At 60.2% G+C, this 18,021-nt stretch carries 17 protein-coding genes; 10 read left to right on the plus strand and 7 right to left on the minus strand.

Annotated elements, in window-relative coordinates:
* Window positions 1-49: 49 nt before the first annotated feature.
* A complete protein-coding gene (gene def, locus ACA066_RS00080; protein ID WP_497697629.1) occupies window positions 50-556 on the minus strand; it encodes a peptide deformylase in 507 nt (168 codons plus the stop codon).
* 171 nt (window positions 557-727) lie between these two features.
* On the opposite strand from def, the gene ACA066_RS00085 reads away from it, so the two are divergent.
* From ACA066_RS00085 to tsaC, 3 genes are all read left to right on the plus strand, one after another.
* Complete coding sequence (locus ACA066_RS00085) at window positions 728-1,753, plus strand: LysM peptidoglycan-binding domain-containing protein (protein WP_497697630.1); 1,026 nt, start codon at window positions 728-730, stop codon at window positions 1,751-1,753.
* An 80-nt stretch (window positions 1,754-1,833) separates the two neighbouring features.
* A complete protein-coding gene (gene dprA, locus ACA066_RS00090) occupies window positions 1,834-2,934 on the plus strand; it encodes a DNA-processing protein DprA (RefSeq protein WP_497697631.1) in 1,101 nt (366 codons plus the stop codon).
* Between the two features lie 54 nt (window positions 2,935-2,988).
* Window positions 2,989-3,546, plus strand: coding sequence for an L-threonylcarbamoyladenylate synthase type 1 TsaC (gene tsaC / locus ACA066_RS00095; protein WP_497697632.1), 558 nt, complete (start codon window positions 2,989-2,991; stop codon window positions 3,544-3,546).
* Window positions 3,547-3,649: 103 nt separating this feature from the next.
* Here tsaC and ACA066_RS00100 read toward each other — a convergent pair whose 3' ends face one another.
* Window positions 3,650-4,627, minus strand: coding sequence for an NADPH:quinone reductase (locus tag ACA066_RS00100; RefSeq protein ID WP_497697633.1), 978 nt, complete (start codon window positions 4,625-4,627; stop codon window positions 3,650-3,652).
* 180 nt (window positions 4,628-4,807) lie between these two features.
* On the opposite strand from ACA066_RS00100, the gene hemF reads away from it, so the two are divergent.
* On the plus strand, window positions 4,808-5,722 hold the full coding sequence (hemF, locus tag ACA066_RS00105; protein WP_497697634.1) for an oxygen-dependent coproporphyrinogen oxidase: 915 nt from the start codon (window positions 4,808-4,810) through the stop codon (window positions 5,720-5,722).
* A gap of 13 nt (window positions 5,723-5,735) precedes the next feature.
* Entirely contained in the window at window positions 5,736-6,557 is an 822-nt protein-coding gene (gene aroE / locus ACA066_RS00110) for a shikimate dehydrogenase (RefSeq protein WP_497697635.1), read from the plus strand.
* Window positions 6,558-6,667: 110 nt separating this feature from the next.
* Here aroE and ACA066_RS00115 read toward each other — a convergent pair whose 3' ends face one another.
* The 3 genes from ACA066_RS00115 to betC form a co-directional block, all read right to left on the minus strand.
* Window positions 6,668-8,236, minus strand: coding sequence for a SulP family inorganic anion transporter (locus ACA066_RS00115; protein ID WP_497697636.1), 1,569 nt, complete (start codon window positions 8,234-8,236; stop codon window positions 6,668-6,670).
* A 225-nt stretch (window positions 8,237-8,461) separates the two neighbouring features.
* On the minus strand, window positions 8,462-9,382 hold the full coding sequence (gene choX / locus ACA066_RS00120) for a choline ABC transporter substrate-binding protein (protein ID WP_497697637.1): 921 nt from the start codon (window positions 9,380-9,382) through the stop codon (window positions 8,462-8,464).
* Window positions 9,383-9,398: 16 nt separating this feature from the next.
* Window positions 9,399-10,913 carry a choline-sulfatase gene (betC, locus tag ACA066_RS00125; RefSeq protein WP_497697638.1) on the minus strand — a complete coding sequence of 505 codons (1,515 nt, stop codon included), beginning with the start codon at window positions 10,911-10,913 and terminating at the stop codon, window positions 9,399-9,401.
* Between the two features lie 114 nt (window positions 10,914-11,027).
* Here betC and ACA066_RS00130 point away from each other — a divergent pair, with 114 nt between their 5' ends.
* Window positions 11,028-11,978: a choline sulfate utilization transcriptional regulator gene (locus ACA066_RS00130; RefSeq protein WP_497697639.1), complete on the plus strand. Its 951-nt coding sequence runs from the start codon at window positions 11,028-11,030 to the stop codon at window positions 11,976-11,978.
* Here the strand turns inward: ACA066_RS00130 and ACA066_RS00135 are convergent.
* Entirely contained in the window at window positions 11,965-12,636 is a 672-nt protein-coding gene (locus ACA066_RS00135; protein ID WP_497697640.1) for an NAD(P)-dependent oxidoreductase, read from the minus strand. The genes ACA066_RS00130 and ACA066_RS00135 overlap by 14 nt on opposite strands.
* An 84-nt stretch (window positions 12,637-12,720) precedes the next feature.
* On the opposite strand from ACA066_RS00135, the gene ACA066_RS00140 reads away from it, so the two are divergent.
* A complete protein-coding gene (locus tag ACA066_RS00140) occupies window positions 12,721-13,047 on the plus strand; it encodes a DOPA 4,5-dioxygenase family protein (protein ID WP_497697641.1) in 327 nt (108 codons plus the stop codon).
* Here the strand turns inward: ACA066_RS00140 and ACA066_RS00145 are convergent, their stop codons facing one another.
* On the minus strand, window positions 13,048-13,449 hold the full coding sequence (locus tag ACA066_RS00145; RefSeq protein WP_497697642.1) for a GFA family protein: 402 nt from the start codon (window positions 13,447-13,449) through the stop codon (window positions 13,048-13,050).
* Window positions 13,450-13,873: 424 nt separating this feature from the next.
* On the opposite strand from ACA066_RS00145, the gene ACA066_RS00150 reads away from it, so the two are divergent.
* The 3 genes from ACA066_RS00150 to ACA066_RS00160 all read left to right on the plus strand — a co-directional run bounded on the left by ACA066_RS00150 (window position 13,874) and on the right by ACA066_RS00160 (window position 17,904).
* Window positions 13,874-15,181, plus strand: coding sequence for a CitMHS family transporter (locus ACA066_RS00150; protein ID WP_497697643.1), 1,308 nt, complete (start codon window positions 13,874-13,876; stop codon window positions 15,179-15,181).
* Between the two features lie 84 nt (window positions 15,182-15,265).
* A complete protein-coding gene (locus tag ACA066_RS00155) occupies window positions 15,266-16,033 on the plus strand; it encodes a TerC family protein (RefSeq protein ID WP_497697644.1) in 768 nt (255 codons plus the stop codon).
* Between the two features lie 212 nt (window positions 16,034-16,245).
* On the plus strand, window positions 16,246-17,904 hold the full coding sequence (locus ACA066_RS00160) for a Na/Pi cotransporter family protein (protein WP_497697645.1): 1,659 nt from the start codon (window positions 16,246-16,248) through the stop codon (window positions 17,902-17,904).
* The last annotated feature ends 117 nt before the right edge of the window (window positions 17,905-18,021 follow it).

Raw genomic sequence — 18,021 nt, forward strand, 5'->3', positions numbered from 1 at the left:
TCTCTGAAAAGAAAAAGGCTTGCCGCAGCAAGCCTTTGAAAGGAGGGCATCAAGCGTTCTGGCGATGGAGCTTTTCCAGTTTCTTCTTGATTCGGTCGCGTTTGAGGCTGGACAGGTAGTCGACGAACAATTTGCCGTTGAGGTGGTCGCATTCGTGCTGGATGCACACGGCGAGCAGGCCTTCGGCGATCAGTTCGTAAGGCTGGCCGTCGCGGTCCAGGGCCTTGACCTTGATCTTCTGCGGGCGATCGACGTTTTCGTAGAAGCCCGGCACCGAGAGACAGCCTTCCTGGTATTGCTCCATTTCGTCGGTCAGGGACTCGAACTCGGGGTTGATGAACACCCGCGGTTCGCTGCGGTCTTCGGAGAGGTCCATCACGACGATACGTTTGTGCACGTTGACCTGGGTCGCGGCGAGGCCGATGCCTGGCGCTTCATACATTGTTTCAAACATATCATCGACCAACTGACGCACTTCGTCGTCCACTACGGCCACAGGTTTGGCGATAGTGCGCAGACGCGAGTCGGGAAATTCGAGGATGTCTAAAATGGCCATAAGCTTGATTGCTGCACGTGTGAGGTAAAGTCGGGTCGATGGCCTGGCAGGTCCGGAGATGCAGGCTACCGTTGTGAAGCGTAGCTCCTTTTTCTTTTTGGTAAGAATCAGGAGCGAGCCACGAGGGCTCTGGCGTTTCACGCGAACGCACATAATAAAGGGATTCACCGCATGAGGAAATCACTACTCGCCTTGCTCCTTCTGGCCTCGGCCGGTTTGGCGCACGGGCAAGTGCAACTCAGGGAAGGTTTTCCACAGCAATACACCGTTGTCACGGGTGACACACTCTGGGACATCTCCGGAAAATACCTCCGTGAGCCGTGGAAATGGCCTGAGCTCTGGCACGCCAATCCGCAGATCCAGAACCCCAATCTCATCTACCCCGGCGATGTGCTGTCGCTGGTCTACGTCAATGGCCAGCCGCGGCTGACCCTCAATCGCGGGGCTTCACGGGGCACCATCAAGCTTTCACCGAGGGTCCGCAGTTCGCCGGTGGCCGACGCCATCCCGAGTATTCCACTGCAAGCGATCAACAGCTTCCTGTTGAGCAACCGAATCGTCGACAGGGTGGAGGATTTCGACCAGGCGCCTTACATCGTCGCCGGCGATGCCGAACGGGTGCTCAGCGGCACCGGCGACCGCATCTTCGCCCGTGGCCAATTTGACCCCAACCAGCCGATTTATGGCATTTTCCGCCAGGGCAAGGTCTACACCGACCCCGACAGCAAAGAGTTTCTGGGGATCAACGCGGACGACATCGGCGGCGGCGAAATCGTGGCCACTGAAGGCGATGTCGCCACCCTCGCCCTGCAGCGCACGACTCAGGAAGTGCGTCTTGGCGACCGTTTGTTCAGCAGTGAAGAGCGATCGATCCATTCAACCTTCATGCCCAGCGCGCCAACAACCGACATAAACGGGCTGATCATCGACGTACCGCGCGGGGTCACGCAGATTGGCGCGATGGATGTTGTCACGCTGAACAAGGGTCAGCGTGATGGCCTGGCCGAAGGCAACGTGCTGGTGGTGATGAAAACCGGCGAAACCGTGCGTGACCGGATCACCGGCCAACCGCTGAAGATTCCTGACGAACGCGCCGGTTTGCTGATGGTTTTCCGCACTTACGACAAGCTCAGCTACGGGCTGGTGCTCAACGCATCGCGCTCGTTGGCAGTGATGGACAAGGTACGAAATCCGTAAGCAGGCTCCACAAGTTACCAACAGAGTTATCCACAGCTTATTCCCGTTTGAACGGGGCTCATAACGATCAAGGATGATCCATGTCGCTGTCTGCTGTAACACCGGTTTCCCCTGCGGAACTGGAAGCTCGTTTACGCCTGCATCGTTTGCCGGAACTCGGCCCTGCGCGTTTCAAGAAATTGCTTGAGGCCTTTGGCTCGGCGTCCAAAGCCATCAGCGCGCCGGCCAGTGCCTGGCGTGCTTTGGGTTTGCCACTTGCTTGTTCGGAGGCCAGGCGCTCGAGCGAAATTCGCGATGGCGCAAGCCACGCATTGGCCTGGCTAGAGCGTCCGGGCCAGCATTTACTGATGTGGGACCAGCCTGACTACCCGGCATTGCTGGCGGAGATCAGCGACGCACCGCCGCTGTTATTCGTGGCGGGCGATCCGGGGATTCTGGAAAAACCGCAGCTGGCGATGGTCGGCAGTCGTCGCGCCTCGCGACCGGGCATGGACACCGCTGCGGCGTTTTCCCGGAGTCTGGCCAGCGCCGGTTTTGTCATCACCAGCGGTCTGGCGCTGGGCATTGATGCCGCCGCGCACCAAGCCGCTCTGGACGTGGGCGGGCGAACGGTCGGTGTACTTGGCACGGGACTTGAAAAGTTTTATCCACAGCGCAACCGGAGGCTGGCGGACGCCATGATTGCGTCGGGCAGTGCGGTGCTTTCCGAGTTCCCGTTGGACGCGGGTCCCACCGCCAGCAACTTCCCCCGGCGCAACCGGATCATCAGCGGTTTGTCCCTCGGCGTGCTGGTGGTGGAGGCCAGTGTCGCCAGTGGTTCATTGATCACTGCGAGGCTGGCGGCGGAGCAAGGTCGCGAGGTGTATGCCATTCCGGGGTCGATTCACCATCCCGGTGCCCGTGGCTGTCATCAGCTTATCCGTGACGGTGCAGTATTGGTGGAAACCATCGAGCATATCCTCGAAGCCTTGCGCGGCTGGCAACAGTTGCCGTTGTCGATGGAGACACCGGCCGTGACTCATCCGCTGCTGATGCTGCTGCATGCGGCGCCGCATACCAGTGAAGCGTTGGCAGACACCTGCGGCTGGGCCCTGCCGAAAGTGCTGGCGGCGTTGACGGAGCTGGAACTGGAGGGCCGGGCGGTCTGCGAAAGCGGGCGCTGGTTTGCGCGGGTGAGCTAGGTTTTACAAGGAAGATCGGTAAACTGCGCAGAGCCTTATTCCGGAGAGTTTTTCATGGTCAACAGTTGGCGTGTGCAACAAGCCGCGCAAGCCATTCGCGCAGGGGCAGTGATTGCCTATCCAACCGAGGCGGTCTGGGGCCTGGGTTGCGACCCGTGGGATGAAGAAGCGGTAGAACGTCTGCTGCTGCTCAAGGGCCGGTCGGTGGAAAAGGGCCTGATTCTGGTCGCCGACAATATTCGCCAGTTCGACTTTCTCTTCGAAGACTTCCCTGAACTGTGGATGGATCGCATGGCCAGCACCTGGCCGGGGCCGAATACCTGGCTGGTGCCGCATCAGAATCTGTTGCCGCAGTGGATCACGGGAGTGCACGAGACAGTGGCGTTGCGGGTCAGCGATCATCCGTTGGTGCGGGATTTGTGCGCGGTGGTCGGGCCGCTGGTTTCAACCTCGGCCAACCCACAGGGCCGGCCGGCGGCGCGGACGCGGATTCGCGTGGAGCAGTATTTCCGTGGGCAGGTGGATTTGATCCTGGGCGGCAATTTGGGCGGGCGCAAGAATCCGAGCGTGATTCGCGACCTGGCGAGCGGGAACGTCATCCGCCCGGATTGAGACCGCGTTATCGTTCTTCGCGGGCAAGTCGGATCGCCGCCCGCTCGCTCCTACAGGGATCGCGTACAAACTGTAGGAGCGAGGCTTGCCCGCGAAGGCGTCCTCAAGGCAGCAAAACAGTCGAACCCGTCGTACGCCGCGCCGACAACTCGGTCTGGGCCTTCGCCGCGTCAGCCAATGAATACTTCTGGCTGATCTCCACATTCAACTTCCCGCTGATGATCATCTCGAACAGCTCATCCGCCATCCGCTGCAGGTTCTCGGCGTTGTTGGCGTAGGTCGCCAGTGTCGGCCGGGTCACGTACAACGAGCCTTTCGCCGACAAAACCCCCAGGTTCACCCCGTCTACGGCACCCGACGCATTACCAAAACTCACCACCAGACCACGAGGCGCCGCGCTATCCAGCGAAGTCAGCCACGTGTCCTTGCCGACGCCGTCGTACACCACCGGGACTTTTTTCCCGTCAGTCAATTCCAGGACGCGTTGTGCGACGTTTTCATGGCTGTAGTCGATGGTCGCCCACGCCCCGTTGGCCTTCGCCAGCGCGGCTTTCTCCGGCGAGCTGACCGTACCGATCAACTTCACGCCCAGCGCCTTGGCCCATTGGCAGGCCAGGGAACCGACACCACCGGCAGCGGCGTGAAACAGAATGGTTTCGCCGCCCTTGAGTTCATAGGTCTGACGCAGCAAGTACTGCACGGTCAGGCCTTTGAGCATCACCCCGGCCGCTTGTTCGAAGCTGATCGCGTCCGGCAGGTGTACCAGATTGGCTTCCGGCAACACGTGAACTTCGCTGTAGGCGCCCAACGGGCCGCTGCCATAAGCCACGCGGTCGCCGACCTTGAAGCGGGTGACTTCACTGCCCACTGCATCGACGATGCCCGCACCTTCAGCACCCAGGCCCGACGGCAAGGCTGGCGGCGAATAGAGGCCGCTGCGGAAATAGGTGTCGATGAAGTTCAGGCCAATGGCCTTGTTGGTGACGCGGACTTGCTGCGGGCCGGGCTCGGCGGGCTGGTAATCCACATACTCGAGCACTTCGGGGCCGCCATGGGCGCGGAACTGGATACGCTTTGCCATCAGAACTCTCCTTAGGTCTTGGCTACTAGAGTTGTAGCGCCAAGCTCACTATCGGACTCCTAAGCTTGATCTTCGTCAACTGCGGCGGGTGCACCGGCGATGTTATGCTACGCGCCCATTTGCGCCGCCCTCCTGCTCCAATGGAGCGCCGCGTAGTTTTGCCCGATTCAAGGTGATGACATGACGACCCGCACCGAGGCCGTAAAAGCCTACCTGCTCGACCTGCAAGACCGTATTTGCGCTGCCCTGGAAGCCTTCGAGGTCGGCACGCAGTTCGTCGAAGACGCCTGGACCCGGCCTGCCGGCGGTGGCGGTCGCACGCGAGTGATCGAGAACGGTGCTGTCATCGAAAAGGGCGGCGTCAACTTTTCCCACGTCTTCGGCAGCGGTCTCCCACCGTCCGCCAGCGCCCACCGACCGGAACTGGCCGGGCGTGGCTTCGAGGCCTTGGGCGTGTCGCTGGTGATTCATCCGCACAACCCGCATGTGCCGACTTCCCACGCCAACGTGCGCTTTTTCATCGCTGAAAAAGAAGGCGAAGAACCGGTCTGGTGGTTCGGCGGCGGCTTCGACCTGACTCCGTATTACGGCAATGAAGAAGACTGCGTGCACTGGCACCGTGTCGCCGAGCAGGCCTGCGCGCCGTTCGGCCCGGACGTCTACTCGCGCTACAAAGCCTGGTGCGACAGCTACTTCCACATCAAGCATCGTCACGAACCGCGCGGCATCGGCGGCCTGTTCTTCGATGACTTGAACGAGTGGGACTTCGACACCAGCTTCGCCTTCATGCGCGCCATCGGTGATGCCTACATCGACGCTTACTTACCGATCGTGCAGCGTCGCAAGAACGATGCGTTCACCGCCAAACAGCGCGAATTCCAGGAGTTCCGCCGTGGCCGTTACGTCGAGTTCAACCTGGTTTACGACCGTGGCACGCTGTTCGGCCTGCAATCGGGCGGGCGTACCGAGTCGATCCTCATGTCGCTGCCGCCGCAAGTTCGCTGGAGCTATGACTGGAAAGCCGAGCCGGGCAGCGAAGAAGCGCGCCTGACCGACTACTTCCTGCAAGATCGCGATTGGTTGGCCAAGGCCTGAACGAGGAATCCTGATGGACCGTTACGTCGTATTCGGTAACCCGATTGGCCACAGCAAATCGCCACTGATCCATCGTCTGTTCGCCGAGCAGACCGCTCAGCAACTGGACTACAGCACTTCGCTGGCACCGCTCGAGGATTTTTCCGACTTTGCCCGGGCGTTTTTCCTTGAAGGTCGCGGGGCGAACGTGACGGTGCCGTTCAAGGAAGAAGCGTTTCGTCTGGCGCACAGTTTGACAGCGCGAGCGCAGCGGGCCGGTGCGGTGAACACCCTGAGCAAACTCGCCGATGGCACGTTGCTGGGCGACAACACCGATGGCGCCGGGCTGGTGCGGGACCTGACGGTCAACGCCGGTTTCAGCCTCAAGGGCAAACGCATCCTGCTGCTGGGTGCCGGCGGTGCGGTGCGCGGTGCGCTGGAGCCACTGCTGGCCGAACAGCCAGCCTCGGTGATTATCGCTAACCGCACGGTGGAAAAAGCCGAGTTGCTGGCGGAGTTGTTCGCTGATCTGGGGCCGGTGTCGGCCAGTGGTTTTGATTGGTTGCAGGAGTCGGTGGACCTGATCATCAACGCGACGTCCGCCAGCCTGACAGGCGATGTACCGCCGATTGCCAGCAGTTTGATCGAGCCAGGCAAGACCGTTTGCTACGACATGATGTACGGCAAGGAGCCGACCTCGTTCTGCCGCTGGGCTACGGAACATGGCGCAGCCGTGTCGATGGATGGCCTGGGGATGCTCGCTGAACAAGCGGCAGAAGCCTTCTTCCTGTGGCGCGGTGTGCGCCCGGACACCGCGCCGGTGCTGGCCGAACTCCGTCGCCAACTGGCCTCATAACCTCCTGTAGGAGCGAGCTTGCTCGCGAAAAACCCAAGAACGCCGCTGGGCATCTGGTTTTACGCATTAGCGTTCACGACCATCGCGAGCAAGCTCGCTCAGGTTTGGTGTCAATCTTCGAATCGGATCGGGCACTTCTCCGCACCTTCGAGCTTCCTCAATTCCTCCACCACCGGCGCCCGCGCACCGCGCAAGGTCAGGCTGCGGTCCTGCTTGCGCAGCCGTCGCGCTTCCTGGTGCAGCATTTCCACCCCCGAATAGTCGATGAAGTTGATGTGCTGCGCCTCGATCACCACGCGCGCGCCGTGCATCCGTTGCAGACGTACTTGCAGGTAATGGCTGGCGCCGAAGAAGATCGAACCGCCGACCCGGAGGATGTCTTCATCGCCGTCGCGCCAGTGCTGCACCCGAGGTTGTGACGTGCGCTTGAGGTAGAAAAACAAGGAAGCGAGCACGCCGGCATAGATCGCTGTCTGCAACTCCAGCAACAGTGTGGCGACACAGGTCAGCGCCATCACCACGAACTCGGCGCGGCTGACCCGCAGCAACGCGCGAATGCCGCGATGGTCGACCAATCCCCAGGCGATCAACAGAATGCTGCCGGCCATGGCCGGGATTGGGATGTGCGCAATCAGATGGGCGCCAAAGATCGCGAACAGCGCCACCCACAATGCCGAAAAAACGCCCGCCAGCGGCGAGCAGGCACCCGCTTCGTAGCTCAGTCCCGAGCGTGTGAAGGATCCGGCTGACAGCGAACCGGAAAAAAACGCACCGACAATGTTCGACAAGCCCTGGGCGCGAACTTCCTGATTCGCATCGAGCAACTGCTGCGACCGCGCCGATAAGGAACGGGCAATCGACAGGCTCGTCACCAGCCCGAGCATCCCGACCGCCACGGCGCTGGGTAACAGACGCAGGATCAGATCCAGGTCCAGCGGTAACGGGCTGAAGGGCGGCAGCCGCCCGACAAACGCACTGACCAACTGCACGTGACCAAACATCGATGGCCAGAGCCACACCAGCAATCCGCTCAGGACCAGAGTGATCAACAGCGTTGGCCAGCGCGGCAACAGCAGTTTCAGCGTCACCCCGACCGCGACAGTCGCCAGGCCCAGCACCAGCGAGGGTTGATCCACCTCGCCGAGATGCCTGAACAACATCGTAAAACTGCCCAGTGCCGTGGCCTGGTTGGGCAAGTCCAGCCCCAGCAGGTTGGGCATTTGACCGATGGCAATCACCACCGCCGCTCCCAGAGTGAACCCGAGCACCACCGAGTGAGAGACAAAATTCACCAGGGCGCCGAATCGCAGCAAACCCAGCAGCCACTGGAATATGCCGGCGAGGAGCGTCAGAAGCAGGATCAGCGTGATGTAGTCCTTGGACGTGGGAACGGCCAGAGGACTGACGCTGGCGTACAGGACAATCGAAATGGCCGCCGTAGGGCCGCAGATCAGATGCCACGACGAACCCCAGAGACAGGCAATCAGCACCGGGATGATCGCCGCGTACAAGCCGTATTCCGGTGGGAGACCGGCGATCAGCGCGTAGGCAATGGATTGCGGCAACGCGAGAATGGCGCCGCTGAGACCGACAATCAGATCACGACCGACGCTGGCGCGGGTTTGCCGGGGCAACCATCTGAGGAAGGGGAAGAGTGAATGGCGGCTGGGGAAGGCCATGAGTCCTCTCGGGTGGGATTTTTCGCAAGGGTATCAGGACGACGCGATCATTGTGGCGAGGGGGCTTGCTGTGGCGAGGGGGCTTGCCCCCGTTCGATTGCGAAGCAGTCGCAAACCATTGCATGCGGTTTACCTGACACTCCGCAGAAACTGGCTTTGGGACGGCTGCGCCGTCCAACGGGGGCAAGCCCCCTCGCCACACAAGCCCCCCATCACAGAGACTGGTTACAACTTGGCTTTCACCGCCGGCAACGCATCCTTCCCGTCCACGGTCTTCACACCCTCCAGCCACTTATCCAGCACCGCCGGATTAGCCTTGATCCACGCCTTGGCTGCGTCCGCGTTGCTGACTTTCTTGTTCACCACATCCGCCATGATGCTGTTCTCCATCTCCTGAGTGAAACTCAGGTTGGTGAGCAGCTTGCCAACATTCGGGCAGGCCTGTGCATAACCTTTGCGGGTCAGGGTATGAACGCTGCCGGTATCGCCGAAGTATTTCTCGCCGCCTTTCAGGTAATGCATTTTCAACTGCACGTTCATCGGGTGCGGCGTCCAGCCGAGGAAGGTCACGAATTTTTGCTTCTTAACCGCGCGAGACACTTCGGCCAGCATCGCCTGCTCGCTGGACTCCACCAGTTTCCACTGGCCCATGTCGAAGTCGTTCTTCTTGATGATCTCTTGCAGCGAAATGTTCGCCGGAGCACCGGAGCCGATGCCGTAGATCTTCTTGTCGAACTTGTCGGCGAACTTGTTCAGGTCGGCAAAGTTATGCACACCCGCGTCCCACACGTAATCCGGAACGGCCAGGGTGAACTCGGTGCCATCGAGGTTCTTCGCCAGTTGCGTGACGTCGCCGGTGGCCACGAACTTGTCGTAGAAGCCCTGCTGCGCCGGCATCCAGTTACCCAGGAACACGTCGACCTGGCCATCCTTCAAACCGCCAAAGGTAATCGGCACCGCGAGGGTGTCGACCTTGGCCTTGTAGCCCATGCCGTCCAGCAGAAACCCGGTGATGGCGTTGGTCGCGGCGATGTCGCTCCAGCCAGGGTCAGCCATTTTCACCGTCTCGCAACTCTGATCGGCATACGCCGATGCACTGCCCAGAGCCAGCAGCCCGACCGTCAGTACTGTGGATAACTTTTGCATGGACTTCCCCTTAACATTATTGGTTTTGGCAGGGTTGTGGATAACGTGCTTTGCGCTCCAGGTCGTCGAGGTCGATGTGGTTGCGCATGTATTGCTGACTGGCGTCCACCAGGGGCTGGTGATCCCAGCTCTTCAGCTTGCCGATGGTCAGCGCGTCGGCGACAAAACGCCGACGACGCTGGCTCGCGAGCACCTGTTGGTGTATCGCCGGGATATTCCATCTGGCCCGTGCTTCGGCCAGAAATTCCTCGAACAGGGGCCGATGTTGCGGCGACTGGCTCAGTTCTTTCTGTTCACGCGGGTCGTTGTGTACGTCGAAGAGTAGGCACGGGTCGTCTTCGCTGTAGATAAATTTGTAGGCGCCGCGGCGAATCATCATCAACGGGCTGATGGTGCCTTCGGCCATGTATTCGCCGAAGACTTCGTCGTGACCGCCCTGCCCTTGCAGGTGAGAAACCAGCGAACGGCCGTCCAGTGGCAGGCCCGGCTCCAGCGAGCCGCCGGCCAACTCTACAAACGTCGGCAACAGGTCGGCGGTGGAAACCGCTGCGCTGACCCGTCCGGCGCCGAACTGCCCCGGAGCACTTATCAACAGGGGTACACGCGCGGCCATTTCGAACCAGTGCATTTTGTACCAGAGCCCGCGCTCGCCGAGCATGTCGCCGTGGTCGCCGGAGAAGACGATGATGGTGTCTTCGATCAGGCCAGTTTCTTCGAGTGTTTGCAGGAGTTTGCCGACGTTGCTGTCGATATAGCTGCACGCTCCGAAGTACGCACGGCGCGCGTCCCGAATTTTATCCACAGGCAGCGGTTTGTCCCACAGGTCGTAAACCTTGAGCAAGCGCCGGGAGTGCGGATCGAGTTCGGTTTGCGCCGGAGTCTGGGGCAACGGGATGTCGGCATCGTCGTACATATCCCAAAAAGCCTTGGGAATCGTGTACGGGTCGTGTGGGTGAGTCATTGACACGGTCAGGCAGAACGGCTGGTCGCCATCCTCGCGGATGTGATCGAACAGGTATTGCTGGGCCTTGAACACCACCTCTTCGTCGAAATCCAGCTGATTGGTGCGCACGCACGGCCCGGCTTGCAGCACCGACGACATGTTGTGATACCAGGTCGGACGCACATCCGGTTCGTCCCAGTTCACCGCCCAACCGTAGTCGGCCGGGTAAATGTCGCTGGTCAGGCGTTCTTCGTAACCGTGGAGTTGGTCCGGACCACAAAAATGCATCTTGCCGGACAGTGCCGTGCGGTAACCGAGGCGCCGCAGGTAGTGGGCGTAGGTCGGTACATCGGCAGGGAAATCCGCCGCGTTGTCATAAGCGCCAATCTTGCTCGGCAACTGACCGCTGACCAGGGTAAAACGCGACGGCGCGCAAAGTGGGCTGTTGCAATAAGCGGCGTCGAACACCACGCCTTTGGCGGCGAGGCGGTTGAGATTGGGGAGTTTGATCGGCGAAGGACCGTAGAACGGCAACATTGGCGCGGCCATCTGATCGGCCATGATGAAAAGAATATTCTTGCGCTTCATGTGATCGCGGCATTCCATAGTGAATATTTATGCGAGAGTGCTGCGATCGAGCATGGAGTCCATGCACTTTGTGGTAAAGCCCATGCCAGGCAATGACTAGGATAAGCACAGCTTATGTATGACGCTCTGGGTGATTTGTCCCTTGATCTGCTCCGTGCCTTCGAGGCGGCGGCGCGCCAGCGCAGCTTTACCGCCGCTGCGGTGGAGCTTGGCACCACTCAACCGGCTATTAGTCAGCAGATCAAACGGCTGGAAGAACAACTCGCGACGCGTCTGTTCGATCGTATCTATCGCGGCATCGAACTGACTGAGGCCGGGACGATTCTATTCGAGCAGGTTCAGCTCGGTTTGCAGAATATCGACGCTGGATTGAGCGCAATCAGCGCACAGCAACAACATGAGGTGTTGCAAGTAGCCACTGACTTCGCCTTCGCGGCCTATTGGTTGATGCCTCGTCTGCATCGCTTTCATGCCGCCAATCCTCAAGTGGATGTCAGCCTGGTCACCAGCGAACGCAGCCATAACATGCTGCGCACCGATATTGATGTGGCGGTGTTGTTCGGTGACGGCCGATTCAAACAGGGCGGAAGCCATTGGCTGTTCAGCGAAGAAGTGTTCCCAGTATGCAGCCCGCTGCTAGTGCAGGACCGTCCCCTGCCCTTGCCGGCCCAGTCATTGCTGGAATTTCCGTTACTGCACCTGCGCGGCGAAAACAGCAGCAACTGGTTCGACTGGAGCGGCGTGTTTCGCGAGTTGGGGATCACGTCGGCGCCAGCGCCCGGGCAATTGCGATTCGACAATTACACCCTGTTGATTCAAGCGGCGATTGGCGGCCAGGGAGTGGCGATCGGCTGGCGGCACCTTGTGGATAACTTGCTGGCGCAAGGTTTGTTGTGTCGACCGGTTGCCGACACGGTGATGTCCCGGCTGGGTTATTACGTGGTCTTGCCCCAGCGCAAACGGCGCGGGACATTGATTCAACAGTTTGTGGACTGGTTGATGGAGGAGCAGGCCAGCAGCGCGCAATCGCTGACTGGGCTGCCCCTGCCTTCTATCGCGGTGTAGGGCCTGCCGCCACAAAACTCACGTGCTCGCCGACATGCAGATTCAACCGCAGCTCATCAGCGATGCCGACGGCGACGCGGTTCAACCGCTCAAGCGGTTCGGCCAGGCCCGTCTCGAGGCTGCTGCTGACCTGGCTGAAATGCTCGATGGTTAGCCCGGCAATCCCGTGCGGCGCGTCGACCAATGTCCAGTGCAGGTCGCTGCTTTGCAGGGCTTCGAGGATTTCTTCGGCTGCGTGGCGCTGAAGGTCATCCTCTTCCGCGGGTTCGTCCAGCTCAGCAAAATGCCCCACCACAAATAACCGGCCAATGCCGGCGGCTTGCATACCGTCGATCAATGCATCCACCGCCAGCACCTGTTCGACCGGGCCGGGCACGATGGTTTTTTCCACGTGCTCGCTGTTGATCGGTAGTCCTGGTGCGTCTAAAAGGCAGATCACCGCCGAACAACCGGCCACGCTTTGCTTGACCCGCTCGGCGTCGAACAGATCGCCGTTTTTGGTGCGCAAACCCGGGCGTGGCGCCAGGGCCGTCAGGTCATCGAGAATCGCGATCACTTCATGCTGGCGCCGCAGCATTTCAGCCATCAGCGCACCGCCCAGGCTACTCATGGCACCATAGAGCACCACTTTCACCACCGGTGTTTCGGCATTTTTCATGGCTGAGTTCCTTGTTCCCTACCTATATAACGTGTGACCTGTAGGAAACGGTGAGGGTTCTACCGGGCTTTTCGAGAGGTTCAGATGCAGCAGATCACCGGCTACCACGCCCACGTCTATTTCGACGCCGGCACGATCGACCAGGCACGGGCCTTGTGTGAGCAAGCGGCGCACCTGTTCCCGCTGAAAATGGGCCGCGTGCACGAACGTCCGGTGGGGCCGCACCCGGACTGGAGCTGCCAGTTGGCGTTCGGGCCGGAACTCATCGGCGACGTGTTGCCGTGGCTGGCCCTCAACCGCAAGGGCCTGGTGGTGTTCCTGCACCCGGACACCGGCGACGATCTGCTTGACCACACGGAGCATGCGATCTGGATGGGAGCGATCCGGCCACTGGACCTGTCTATTTTTTGATCACAGGGTTTCTTCGGCTTCACCCGGCAGGTGCTCGTCCAGGTGCAGCCACGGCAGACGGCTGTCCGTCCAGATGTGCCGCTCGGCCGGGGCCTGCTCGGGATGATCGAGGGTGGCGATGGTCAGGTCGATGCTCTGCGGACTGAGGCGGGTCATCAGCGCCAGCTGCGCCCCACAGTTCGGGCAGAAATAGCGTACGCAACTGGATGACGAGGCGTACTGCGCCGGTGTGCCTTTTACCCACTCGAAGGTGGACGCGGGCACGGTGATCCAGGTGGTCACGATCCCGCCACTGACCCGTCGGCAAATCGAGCAGTGACAGTGGGCGATGTCGTGCAAAGGTCCGCGGAATTGATAGCGAAGATGTCCGCAGTGGCAGCCGCCTGTGTGAATGTTGGCCATGCTGTTTCCTCCTGTTGCGTTCTTACTGACGCCTTCGCGAGCAGGCTCGCTCCCACAGTGGATCTAGGTCGTACACAAAACTCCTGTGGGAGCGAGGCCGGCTTGCCGGCGAAGGCCTCAACCCGGTCTACCTCCCTGCCCCGGTCCGACGACCGGTTGCACATCCCATCAATGCTTTCATCAGCGAAAGCTCGGTGAAAGCTTCCCCGATTAGGATCGCCCCCACTGCCGGCAACAGACCGGTCGGCCAATGCCAGTGTTTTATCGCTCGCACAGCCCATTTAACAACAACAATGGTGACCCTGATGTCCTTTGCTACCCGCCGCTTCGCTGCAACTCCGCCCGTACGCCTCGTGCTTCCCGTTCTGCGCTGACCCCACCCGGTTCGCCCATTCCCTAGCCGCGCTACGCCTGGAGTATTCCCATGCTGACTTTCCTTGGCTTTGCCATGGTCATCACGTTCATGTTCCTGATCATGACCAAGCGCCTTTCCGCGCTGATCGCCCTGATCATCATCCCGATCGTCTTCGCCCTGTTCGGCGGTTTTGCGCCGAAGATCGGCCCGATGATGCTCGAAGGCATCACCAAGCTTGCGCCAACCGGCGTGATGCTGATGTTCGCCATTCTGTATTTCGCCCTGATGATCGATTCCGGCCTGTTCGACCCGGCCGTGCGCAAGATCCTCAAACTGGTCAAGGGCGACCCGTTGAAAGTTTCGGTCGGCACCGCCGTACTGGCACTCGTCGTTTCCCTCGATGGTGACGGCGCGACCACTTATATGATCTGCGTGGCCGCCATGCTGCCGCTCTACAGCCGCATCGGCATGAGCCCGCGGATCATGGCCGGCCTGATCATCCTCGCCGGCGGCGTGATGAACATGACCCCGTGGGGCGGCCCGACCGCCCGTGCGGCCAGTGCACTGCATGTGGATCCGTCCGACATCTTCGTGCCGATGATTCCGGCGATGCTGGCCGGCGTCGTGGCGATCCTGGCGATTGCCTACTTCTACGGTAAACGTGAGCGCGCGCGCCTGGGTGAACTGCACCTGGTGGGTGATGAAATCGATCACAGCGAAATCAGCGTTTCGCAGTTCCCGGATGCCCGTCGTCCGAAGTTGATCTGGTTCAACGGCGCGCTGACGTTCGCGCTGATGTGCACCCTGATCGCCGGCCTGTTGCCGCTGCCGGTGCTGTTCATGGTGGCATTCAGTATTGCAATGATCGTCAACTATCCTTGCCTGCAACAGCAGAAGGATCGTGTCGCGGCGCACGCCGGTAGCGTGCTGGCGGTTGTCGGTCTGATCTTTGCCGCGGGCATTTTCACCGGTATCCTGACGGGCACCGGCATGGTCGATGCGATGTCGAAAAGCCTGTTGGCGGTCATCCCGGATTTCCTCGGCCCGTACCTGGCCGTGATCACCGCGCTGGTGAGCATGCCGTTCACGTTCTTCATGTCGAATGACGCATTTTATTACGGCGTGTTACCAGTACTTGCCGAAGCCGCCAGTCATTACGGTATAACCGCGGTTGAAATGGCACGTGCCTCGATCGTCGGTCAGCCCGTCCACTTGCTGAGCCCGCTGGTACCATCGACCTATTTGTTGGTGGCCCTGGCCGGTATCGACTTCGGTGACCATCAGCGTTTCACCCTGAAATGGGCAGTGCTGGTGTGCATGTGCATACTGGTCGCCGCGTTGCTGATGGGGATTTTTCCGCTGTTCAGCACTCTATAAGCCCAAGACTCCCACAACGGGTCCAGGCTTTGCTGTTTGAAGCCCGGGCCCGTTCTGGTTTAACACTCGCTCAAAGGAATACACATGGAATGGCTGACCAACCCTGAAATCTGGGTTGCCTTCTTTACCCTGACCGCCCTGGAAATCGTCCTGGGTATCGATAACATCATCATGATTTCGATCCTGGTCAGCCGCATGCCCAAGCACATGCAGCAGCGCACCCGAATCTTCGGTCTGGCGCTGGCCATGATCACGCGGATTCTGTTGCTGCTGTCGATCACCTGGGTCATGCGTCTCACCGCAGACTTGTTTGAAGTGTTCGGCCAGGGAATTTCCGGACGCGACCTGATCCTGTTCTTCGGTGGCCTGTTCCTGCTGTGGAAGAGCTCGCAAGAGATGTACCACGCACTGGAAGGCGAAGATGAAACCCATGAGGAACCGACCGGCAAGGGCGGCAACTTCCTCTACACCATCATCCAGATTGCGATCATCGACATCGTGTTCTCCCTGGATTCGGTGATTACCGCTGTCGGTATGGTTTCCCATGTCCCAGTCATGGTCGCGGCGATCATCGTTGCCGTTCTGGTGATGATGCTGGCGGCTGGCACCATCAGTGAGTTCATCGACAAGCACCCGTCGCTGAAAATGCTGGCACTGTCGTTCCTGTTGCTGGTCGGTACCGTGTTGATTGCCGAATCCTTCGAAGTGCACTTGCCAAAAGGCTACGTTTACTTCGCCATGGCGTTCTCGCTGGCGGTGGAAGCGATCAACATCAAGATGCGCACCGCGATGATGAAAAAGAAGAAGCAGCAGGACCCAGTGAAACTGCGCAAGGATATTCCGGGTCAGTAACCCGAATGCCATGTGATGACAAAGGGGCCTTCGAGCCCCTTTTTCATATCTGCATCAAGCTGTTTCATGACAGTTTTGTTTCAATCGCCTCTTTAGCTATGCAATGCTGGCGCCCAGACCGTTAGCCAACTACAGCTTAAGTACACAACGTAGAAAGTCGCGCGGCACGGTCAACTTGCCCCTCTGGGGCGCTACCACCACAGGGGGCCCGTATGCTCACCCTGCTCAATTTGTTATCGGCCGTGGCCTTGTTGATCTGGGGCACGCACATCGTCCGAACCGGCATCCTGCGGGTCTACGGTTCCAACTTGCGCCATGTGATCGGCCAGAACATGTCCAAGCGCGGGCTGGCGTTCGTCGCCGGGATCGTCGTGACCGCCATGGTCCAGAGCAGCAACGCGACCGCCATGCTCGTCACGTCCTTTGTCGGTCAGGGCCTGATGGCGCTGATGCCGGCGCTGGCGACCATGCTCGGCGCCGACGTGGGTACGGCGCTGATGGCGCGGGTCCTGACGTTCGATTTGTCATGGCTGTCGCCGCTGCTGATTTTCATTGGGGTTATTTTTTTCCTGTCGCGCAAACAGACGCGGCTCGGGCAGATGGGCCGCGTCAGCATCGGCCTGGGGCTGATCATTCTAGCGCTGCAACTGATAGTCGAAGCGGCTGCGCCGATCACCCACGCCCAAGGGGTCAAAGTAATTTTCGCCTCGCTGACCGGAGACATCCTGCTCGACGCCCTGGTTGGCGCGCTGTTCGCGATGATTTCCTACTCCAGCCTTGCCGCCGTCCTGCTCACCGCGACGCTGGCCGGTGCCAGTGTAATCAGCTTGCCCGTGGCCATCGGCCTGGTGATCGGTGCCAACATCGGCAGCGGCATTCTGGCGTTCATGAGCACCAGCATGCAGAACGCCGCGGGTCGTCAGGTGGCGCTCGGGAGCCTGCTGTACAAGCTGATCGGCCTGTTGCTGATCATTCCGGTGCTCGACCCGCTCGTACACTGGATCGACAGCCTGGATTTCAGCCCACAGGAAATGGTCATCGGCTTCCACCTGCTCTACAACACCACGCGTTGTCTGATCCTGCTGCCAAGCGTCGGGCTGATGGCCAGGCTTTGTGCATGGCTGCTGCCGGAGCGGCCGGAAATCAACGGCACCGCCAAACCGCGGCACCTTGACCCGACGGCGCTGGTGACTCCCAGCCTGGCGCTGGCCAACGCCGTCCGGGAAACCCTGCGCATCGGCGATCTGATCGACAACATGCTCGTATCCATGCTCGACGTGCTGCAAGGCAAGCAAACCGCCGTCACCCAGGAAATGCGCCGCCTGACCGATGATGTGGAAGCGCTCTACAGTTCGATCAAGCTCTATCTGGCGCAGATGCCCCGCGAAGACCTCAGCGAGCACGACAGTCGGCGCTGGGCGGAAATCATCGAACTGGCGATCAACCTCAAACTCGCCAGCGATCTGATTGAACGCATGCTGCGCAAGGTGCAACAGCAGAAAACCTCGCAGCGCCGGTCTTTTTCCGAGGTCGGTCTGGACGAATTGGCGGGGCTGCACAGCCAACTGATTTCCAATTTGCGTCTGGGATTGTCGGTGTTCCTCAGCGCCGACAAGGAAAGTGCCCGCCAGTTGCTGCGTGAGAAACGTCGCTTTCGCGCACAGGAACGCCGCCTGGCCCATGCTCATGTCAGCCGGTTGCAACGTAAGATCGTGCAAAGCATCGAGACCAGTTCGTTGCACCTGGAGCTGATCGCCGACATGAAGCGTCTGAATTCGTTGTTCTGCAGCAGTGCGTATGTGGTGCTGGAAACGTCTGACACCGGGGCGCTCGTCGTCGACGATTTGGCTGACATCACGCATTCGCCTTGAACGTCTGGCAGTGTGGTCAGTCAGTAACATGTATTCAGCCTTCAGGCCTCTTCGCGAGCAGGCTCGCTCCCACATTGGTTTTGTGAACACCGCAAATCAACTGTGGGAGCGAGCCTG

This window comes from Pseudomonas sp. LBUM1651, from assembly GCF_059716135.1.

What these genes read in the sequence shown, in the direction of transcription:
- def (WP_497697629.1), bottom strand. Translation starts at nt 556, where the DNA reads ATGGCCATTTTAGACATCCTCGAATTTCCCGACTCGCGTCTGCGCACT.
- ACA066_RS00085 (WP_497697630.1), top strand. Translation starts at nt 728, where the DNA reads ATGAGGAAATCACTACTCGCCTTGCTCCTTCTGGCCTCGGCCGGTTTG.
- dprA (WP_497697631.1), top strand. Translation starts at nt 1,834, where the DNA reads ATGTCGCTGTCTGCTGTAACACCGGTTTCCCCTGCGGAACTGGAAGCT.
- tsaC (WP_497697632.1), top strand. Translation starts at nt 2,989, where the DNA reads ATGGTCAACAGTTGGCGTGTGCAACAAGCCGCGCAAGCCATTCGCGCA.
- ACA066_RS00100 (WP_497697633.1), bottom strand. Translation starts at nt 4,627, where the DNA reads ATGGCAAAGCGTATCCAGTTCCGCGCCCATGGCGGCCCCGAAGTGCTC.
- hemF (WP_497697634.1), top strand. Translation starts at nt 4,808, where the DNA reads ATGACGACCCGCACCGAGGCCGTAAAAGCCTACCTGCTCGACCTGCAA.
- aroE (WP_497697635.1), top strand. Translation starts at nt 5,736, where the DNA reads ATGGACCGTTACGTCGTATTCGGTAACCCGATTGGCCACAGCAAATCG.
- ACA066_RS00115 (WP_497697636.1), bottom strand. Translation starts at nt 8,236, where the DNA reads ATGGCCTTCCCCAGCCGCCATTCACTCTTCCCCTTCCTCAGATGGTTG.
- choX (WP_497697637.1), bottom strand. Translation starts at nt 9,382, where the DNA reads ATGCAAAAGTTATCCACAGTACTGACGGTCGGGCTGCTGGCTCTGGGC.
- betC (WP_497697638.1), bottom strand. Translation starts at nt 10,913, where the DNA reads ATGAAGCGCAAGAATATTCTTTTCATCATGGCCGATCAGATGGCCGCG.
- ACA066_RS00130 (WP_497697639.1), top strand. Translation starts at nt 11,028, where the DNA reads ATGTATGACGCTCTGGGTGATTTGTCCCTTGATCTGCTCCGTGCCTTC.
- ACA066_RS00135 (WP_497697640.1), bottom strand. Translation starts at nt 12,636, where the DNA reads ATGAAAAATGCCGAAACACCGGTGGTGAAAGTGGTGCTCTATGGTGCC.
- ACA066_RS00140 (WP_497697641.1), top strand. Translation starts at nt 12,721, where the DNA reads ATGCAGCAGATCACCGGCTACCACGCCCACGTCTATTTCGACGCCGGC.
- ACA066_RS00145 (WP_497697642.1), bottom strand. Translation starts at nt 13,449, where the DNA reads ATGGCCAACATTCACACAGGCGGCTGCCACTGCGGACATCTTCGCTAT.
- ACA066_RS00150 (WP_497697643.1), top strand. Translation starts at nt 13,874, where the DNA reads ATGCTGACTTTCCTTGGCTTTGCCATGGTCATCACGTTCATGTTCCTG.
- ACA066_RS00155 (WP_497697644.1), top strand. Translation starts at nt 15,266, where the DNA reads ATGGAATGGCTGACCAACCCTGAAATCTGGGTTGCCTTCTTTACCCTG.
- ACA066_RS00160 (WP_497697645.1), top strand. Translation starts at nt 16,246, where the DNA reads ATGCTCACCCTGCTCAATTTGTTATCGGCCGTGGCCTTGTTGATCTGG.